At 72.2% G+C, this 5,941-nt stretch carries 3 protein-coding genes; all 3 read right to left on the reverse strand.

Annotated elements, in window-relative coordinates; all coding sequences use genetic code 11:
* A partial coding sequence (locus ABD172_RS00740; protein WP_486303310.1) for a protein kinase family protein occupies positions 1–1,684 on the reverse strand: 1,684 nt, incomplete at its 3' end.
* Positions 1,685–1,749: 65 nt separating this feature from the next.
* A complete protein-coding gene (murJ, locus tag ABD172_RS00745; RefSeq protein WP_344305989.1) occupies positions 1,750–3,372 on the reverse strand; it encodes a murein biosynthesis integral membrane protein MurJ in 1,623 nt (540 codons plus the stop codon).
* Positions 3,373–3,477: 105 nt separating this feature from the next.
* Positions 3,478–5,941 (reverse strand): DUF6049 family protein (locus ABD172_RS00750; protein ID WP_344305991.1); only part of this gene is annotated, 2,464 nt, incomplete at its 5' end.

Below are 5,941 nucleotides of genomic sequence, written 5' to 3' on the forward strand. Positions count from 1 at the left end.
CCGCCGCCGAGGACTGCGGGCGCACGAGGGGCCGCTCGGATCCCGATTCGGCGTCCGGGGTCCCGTTCCCCGCCGGTGGCTCCGTCGTCGGTGCGGCGAGGCCGGCCGCTGCGGCCGCCCGCGCCGCCGCCCGTCGCTGCAGTTCGCGTTCCCGCTCGAACTCCGCGCGCTGCGCTGCGACCTGTTCCTCGTAGGTCGTGAACATGCCGCCGAGGAACCACCCGCCGTCGGCGTCCTCGGACGCGTCCGGGAACGCGGCACGGCGCTGGGCACCGTCCGTCGTGGCCGATGCTCCCGCGGCGGTCGTGCCGTGGTCGTCCGCATCGGGGTCCGCCTCCGGGTCGGGGATGACGTCGAAGGCCGCGGTGTCGAGGCTCGCGCTGTCGACGGGTGCCCCGGTTCCCTCATCGAACTGTCCGGAATCGCCCTCGGAGTCGAGGGCATCACGGTCGAGGATCGGGCCGGTGAGGTTCTCGTCGTGCTCGACGGCGGCGTAACCGGCGTACTGCGCGATCGTGTCCTCGGGCTGCCACTCGGTGTCGACGGCTTCGATGGCCGAGGCGTCGAGCGGGAACGCGGAGGCCTTCCGCATCGCCATGAGGTCGTCGAATCGGCCGGGCGCCTCGTCGAGTCGACCGGCGGCCGGACCGTGCATCCCGGGGCGGGTGATCCCGATCCGCCGGAGGGCACGCTGGAGCTGGTCCGCACTCGCCCGGTCGGCGGCCGGAGTGTCGGCGGGCGCCGCGGTGCTCGGTCGGACAGAACGGATGACATTGCCCGTGGGGGCCACGGAATCGGTCGGTGCCGCGGCCTCGGTGCCGGCGGCGCCGGACTCGGCGGCGAAGAGGTCCTCGTTCGTCGGCGGGGGCGTGCGGAGAAGACCGCGGAGGGCGCCGGTGTCCCACTGGCCGAGGTACCGGATGATCTCGGTGGCGCTGCGGGGGCCCGGTTCGGTCCCTGCGACGACCCCGGAGACGAACTCCTCGAGGTCGCGGGGAATGCCGGGAGTGATCGTGGCGGCCGCGACGAAACGGTTGTTCTTGCGCGGGGCGAGGTCGAGCCCGGCGCGCGAGGACTCCCCCGGCCAGTGCGCGGTGAGCGCGGCGTAGAGGATGTCCATGACCGCGAGGGCGTCCTCGCGGTCCGCGTCCTTCGAGGTGAGTTGCTCGAGCTGGAGACCGTAGGGCTCCGCGGCGACCGCGGCGTCGATACCGATGCCGTGGACGACGACATCACCGTCGGCACTCACGCCGACGGACTCGGGGCCGAGGCAGAGGTGGTGGAGCCCGCGGCGGGCGGCGTGCGCGAGAGCGGTGGCGAGCTCGCCGACGAAGGCGCGGGCCGCCTCGGGGTCGAGGGGACCGGACCGGAGGATCTCGGTGAGGGCACTCGTGCCGGTGCGCGAGCACACGACGAAGTCGAGGTCCTCGGTCGATCCGACGTTCTGGATGGTCGGGATGCGCGGATCCGTGAGGAGCGCGCTGCGCCGACCGACGTCGAGGAGGTCGCCCGCGTGGTCCTTCGCGGCGGCGTAGACGATGACGGGGGTGTCGAGGATCGCGTCGATCGCGAGGAGGACGACGCCGACGTCCGGATGATCCGACAGCCAGGGGCGCAGGACACGGGAGACGACGTAGCGGTCGGCGACGACCGTGCCGCGCTCGATCTCGATCAGGGGGACCACCTCCAGCTATGCCACCGTCATCGGAATTCTACAAGCCGAGCTCCGCCGTTCCCCACGGCCGGCGCTCAGTTCCGGGAGACCTTCGCGCGGACCGCGGAGACGAGGAGGCGGATCTCCTTCACCCGGAGGACCCAGCACACGAGGAGGTAGACCGCGAGCATGCACAGTCCGACCCACGCGATGAGGACGAACGCCTCGCCGCGGGAGTCCCACCCGCTCGTGCCCACCGTGCCACGGAGGATCACGCCGACGACGAGCGCGACGAGGCCGGCGACGGCGAACTTCACATGGGCGAGGACCGCCCCGCCGAGTCCGAAGTTGCCGATCCGGCGGAGGACGAACACGAGGCTGAGGACGAGGGCGAACACGTACCCGAGGCTCATCGCGAGCGCGATGTACGCGACGACGAAGCGTGGCTCCTGCGTGCCGGCCCACAGGACTCCGAGAGCCGTGAGGACGACCTGGGGCAGTTGGATCCAGAACGGGGTGCGGGCGTCCTCGAAGGCGTAGAACACGCGCTGGAGGAGGTAGTTCGCGCTGAAGGGGACGAGGCCGAGGACCATGAGCGTGATGACGTTCGAGATCACCTCGGCCTGTTCGAGGGAGCCGCCTCCGATGAGCATCGCGGTCGGGCCGTCGAGCGCCATGAACGCGACGGTGGCGAACACCGTGCACATGCCGACGGTCCGCAGCCCGAGCGAGGTCGAGGCGCGGACGGAGTCGAGATCCCCGTGGGCGGCCTGGGTGCTGAGCGAGGTGAAGAGTGCCGTGGCGAGGGACACCGCGACGAGCGAGTGCGGCAGCATGAAGATGAGGAACGAGATCGAGTACGCGAAGTTCGACGGGACGCCCTGGTCGGAGACGGTCGAGGCGACCTGCGAGGTGACGATGTACCCGAGCTGGCCGATGAGGACGGCACCGAAGGTCCACGTCGCGACCCTGCCGGCCGTCCCGAGGCCCACTCCCCGCACACCGAACACCGGGCGGTACCGGAACCCCGACCGCCACAGCGGCACGAGGAGGACGAGCGCCTGCAGGACGACGCCGAGGGTCGAGGACCCGGCCATCACGGCGATCTTCGTCGCGTCCCAGGTGCCGACCGCGTGCTGACCGGCCTCACCGGGTCCGAAGAGCACGATGAAGACGACGAGGCCGGCGATCGCGACGACGTTGTTGAGGACCGGGGCCCACATGTACGGACCGAAGGACGACTGCGCGTTGAGGACCTGGCCGAAGAGCGTGTAGAGCCCGTAGAAGAAAATCTGGGGCAGACACCAGAAGGCGAAGGCGACCGCGAGGGCACGCTGGTCCTCGCTCCACCCCGCACTCGAGTACAGCCGCACGAGGAACGGTGCACAGGCCGTCGCGATGACGGTGACGAGGAGCATGAGCCCCATCGCGAGGGTGAGGAGCCGGTTCGTGAACTCCCGTCCGCCGTCCGGTTGCTTCGTCGCCCGCACGATCTGCGGGACGAGGACGGCGTTGAGGACACCGCCGGCGAGCAGCATGTAGAGGTTGTTCGGCACCTTGTTCGCGATGTCGAAGGCGTCCGCGGCGCCGCCGACGGTGACACCGATCGCGGTGGCCAGGAGCATCGTCTTGGCGAATCCGAGGATCCGGGACACGAGGGTTCCGGCGGTCATGACGGCGGAGGACTTCGCCAGGGAGGCCAGCTTGGTGGCTGCCACACACGCTCCTGTATTCGGTGGGTCGGGGGTGCCGACGTGTCGGTCGGTGTGCTCGACGGCGTTCCGCGGCGGGTGGTCCCGGCCGGTCGGTCGGGCTGCGGTCGGTCAGTCGCGGTCGATCTCGTGTGCCCGGGCGACGGCCGCGTCGAGCTGATTCTTGGGAATGGTACGCCGTCCGCGTGAGACGGTCTTGATGATGCCGAGCACGAGCACGAGGAGGAGACCCGAGCCGATGACCGCGGTCCCGATGTTCTCCCAGTCCGCGCGGACCCGGACGAAGAGCTCGGTCGTCTCCGGCATCACCTCGTCGGTCTCCGTGACGAGTTCGATGCGACTCTCCACATTGGCGTTCGCCACCCCCGTGACGGGGACCTCGAAGCGGGCGGACTGTCCGGCCTCCACGACCGCGAAGGGGCTCTGCTGGGCGGACAGACCCGGTGTCGTCGCCCTGATGCGGACGGCCACCCGGGCGTCCTCGTCCGTCGTGTTCTGCACGATGACGGGGATCGAGATCTCCTCGCCGGTGACGAGGAGGACGGAGGACCCCTTCTCGGGGCGCAGACCCGCGAACAGCCCGGAGGAGGCCTCGGCGGCCGTGAGCGCGCAGGTGTCGACGGAGGTGAGCGGGGCACCGACCCACCCCGCCGAGGTGCAGGAGAGGAGGCCGTGGTCGGACTCCCGGCGGACCGCCTCGGGGTCCGTGAAGGCCGACGCGAAGCGGTGCGCCCGGACGCGGTTCTCCCCGAGCGCGGTGAGCGTGGTGGGGTAGAGGTCCGCGAGCGAACCGAAGGCCGCCGCGTCGTCCTCGCTCCCCGCCGGCACCTCGGGAGTGGTGAGCGGGGCACGGGCGACGGGTTGGCCGTCGAGGAGGCTCGGGAGGTCCTGGGTCTCCACCCACGGGGCCGAGGCGCCGGCCGACAGGGCCGCCGTCGCGCCGGCGGGCGCCGCGGCTGTGGGGGCGACCTCCCCGACCGGGACGGATCGCGGCAGCGTGACGAACACCTCACGCGAGTCGTAGGGACGTTCGAGTGTGATCGCCGCGAGCTCGGCGAGGTACTCGCCGGCGACGACGGCCGGATCCGCGTCGGGTTGGGAGAGCGTGTCCGTGAGGCCGGAGTCGACGACGAGCGCCTCCATGAGGCCCGACGCGGAGTCGGACTCCGACTCCTCGCTGCCGGAGGCGGTGCCGGGCAGGGAGATCGTGAGGCTCGAGAGCGCGTTCGAGGTGTACGAGGTCACCGCGGGCTTCTGGAGGTCCGAGAGGATCGCCGTGCGGACGCCCTGTGCGGCCGCGCGTTCGAGGTCGGCCTCGGTCGCGGCGGTCGGCCAGGCGACGTCGGTGCGGGCCTCGGCGAACACCTCGGTGACGACGCTGCGGCCGGACCGGGCGCGGTCCGCGAGGTCCTGCAGACCGGCGTTCTCGAGCGCGGCGACGTCCGCGTCCGCCCACGGCAGGGCGATGACGGTCCGCGTGTGCGCGAGCTCGAGGAAGGCGGTGTACCAGTCCCGCAGGTGCGGGGTCGGGTCGGGGGCATCGGTGGGCGGCTGCGTGACGGCGGCCGGGTCGATGGGGGTCTCCGAGGCTCCGGGTGCGGTGGACGGGTCGTCCGTCGGTGCCCCGGTCGGGTGCGCGGTGTCCTCGGCGTCGGCCGGTGACGTGACGGCACCACCGGCGGTCGCGTCGTCCGGGGTCCCCTCGGGTGACGCAGGTGCGGCGGAGTCCTCGGGGCCGGACGCCTCGGGGGTGTCGGTGGGCTCGCCCGCCGGATCCTCCGCATCCGGTTCCTCCTCCGCAGGAGCGTCCTCGACCGTCGCGTCCGGGTCCGCGAGGGCCTCGAGGACGGATTCGAGGAGGCGGGGGTCGACCGCCAGGGCGACGGCGGGATCCACCCGGGCGCTCCGCAGCTGAGCGGTGAGCGTACCGTCCTCGGCGGCGGCCCGTTCGAGCACGTCGCGCGGGAGGAGCCCGTCCGTCGAGTGTCCGGTGAGGGTCATCGGGAGGACGTAGCTCACGCGCGTGGCGTCGACCGTGGGTTCGGGCCACCACGTCGTGTACCCGTAGGCGGAGACGGGACCGGCATCCGACCGGAGGATCACCTCGAGGCCGCGGCCTCCCCAGTCGCCGGTGCCGAGCCCGACGTCCTCGGCGGGCACCGTGAAGGAGAAGTCCTGGCTGCCGCCGGCCGGGATCTCGGCGGGCAGGTCGGGGACCGTGACCGGGGCGGGAGAGTCCTCCGCCTCCGCGTCCTCGGGTGCGCCGGTCGCGGTGTCCGCGTCGTCGGTGGGTTCCGGTTCCGGCGGGTCCGCCGAGTCCGCGAGCAGCGTGGCCGCGGAACGGTCCGACTTCCAGTCCTCGATGTCGCTGCGGGAGGTGAGCCGGGAGTCGGAGAGGTGGAGGGCGAGCTCGGGCGCCAGGAGCGGGGAGTCGCCGGGATTCTCGACGCGACCGGAGACCTCGAGGGTGCCGTCCGTACCGAGCCACGGCGTGACGGTCTCGAGGACGATGCGCGGGTCGGAACCGGCGGGCGCCTCGGCGGCGGAACCCGCGGGCGCCTCGGCGGTGGAGGCG

It is taken from the genome of Brevibacterium samyangense (genome assembly GCF_039529845.1).
Taxonomy (GTDB): Bacteria; Actinomycetota; Actinomycetes; order Actinomycetales; family Brevibacteriaceae; genus Brevibacterium; species Brevibacterium samyangense.